The 1643-nt window shown below is 27.3% G+C and carries 1 protein-coding gene; it reads left to right on the top strand.

The window, feature by feature from the left end:
- On the top strand, nt 1-1643 hold a 1643-nt coding region (locus CRV03_RS13900), incomplete at both ends, for an ATP-binding protein (RefSeq protein WP_129085741.1).

Below are 1643 nucleotides of genomic sequence, written 5' to 3'. Positions count from 1 at the left end.
ACGTTCTTGGCAAATATGAGTCATGAAATAAGAACACCACTAAATGCAATAATTGGTTTCTCTGATATTCTTAGTAATTCAAGTGAATTAAAAAGTGATAATAAAAAACAAGCACAAATTATTCAAACAAGTGCTAACTCACTTCTTAGCATTATCAATGATATTTTAGATATTAGTAAAATAGAAAGTGGTAACTTTGATATTGCTATTGAAAAAACTGACCTTTATTTTATTAGTGAGCATGTAATTGAACTATTCTCAAAAAGAGCAAGTGAAAAACATCTAAAACTAATATTTAATATTGACCACAAGATACCTCTATGTATCTTAACAGATGGAATAAGATTAAGACAAGTATTATCAAACCTATTATCAAATGCAATTAAATTTACTCAAGAAGGTAAAGTATCTTTAAATATAACTCTTCTAGAAGAAAAAAATAATAGAAGTAAAATAAGATTTGAAATAGAAGATAGTGGTATAGGAATACCACAAGAGAAACTAGAAAATGTATTTAAACCTTTCGTACAAGTAGACCATAAATCAAGTAGACAATATGAAGGAACAGGATTAGGGTTAAGTATCTGTTCTCATATTGTTCAATCTTTAGGTTCTCAAATACAAGCACAAAGTAAAGAGAATGTTGGAAGTAAATTCTTCTTTGATTTAGAGTTTGAAACTTGTGATGATAATCTTCATATCTCTAAAAGCTTTTTAAATCATATTAAATTTAAAGTAACTAAAGAAGATAGTGACTTATATCACTATATAAAAAGATATATAGGACTGTTTGGAACAGTAAATGCAGATGAAGAGAATCCTGATATAGTAATCTGCTCTTGTGATAAAACAAAAGATGCCTTAGATCCTATGAGAGAAAGATATGAAAATACTCCTATTTTAATTCTGTTTGACCATGAAGATGAAGCTAAAAACTTTAAACTAAGAGCAAATGAACATACTTTAGTTTTACCTTTCTATGCTTCAAAAGTAAATGATGCTCTGCAAGAACTTTTAAGAAAAACAAAACAAGTAGTAAAACCCTCAAAAGATGAGATAGAAAAGAAATATAAAGCAAATGTACTTGTGGCAGAAGATAATGAAGCAAACCAAGAATTAATCTCATATATCCTAGATAGTATGAATATAAACTACTCAATCCAAGATAATGGACTAAAAGCTCTAAGAGAATATAAAGAGAACTCTTATGACTTAATTCTTATGGATATAAATATGCCAATACTAGATGGTATAGAAAGCTTTAAAGCAATAAGAAAATATGAAGAAGAGAAACTTCTAAAACAAATACCAATAGTAGCCTTAACAGCAAATGCAGTAAAAGGTGATAAAGAGAGGTTCCTAAGCCTAGGAATGAATGATTACCTAAGTAAACCAATAAATACAGATGAACTAAAAAAAGTATTTGATAAATACCTAAAAGAAGATACTCATAACTCTTCATCAAAAGATAGCACAATTATAATAGCTAATGAAGAGAAACTAGATGTATCAAAAATAGTAGATAAATTAGGTATCTCAGAAAATATAGCAAATATGATAGTAAATAAATTTAAAAAAGATATAACAAAAGATTTAGAAGATTTAGAGAGTTTAATTGAAAATCAAGAGAAAGAAGCAATAGC

Origin of the sequence: Arcobacter sp. F155, from assembly GCF_004116455.1 — a bacterium.
GTDB lineage: Bacteria > Campylobacterota > Campylobacteria > Campylobacterales > Arcobacteraceae > Halarcobacter.
The sequence above is the reverse complement of the archived record's forward strand: the minus strand, read 5'-3'. Positions and strand labels throughout refer to the sequence as shown.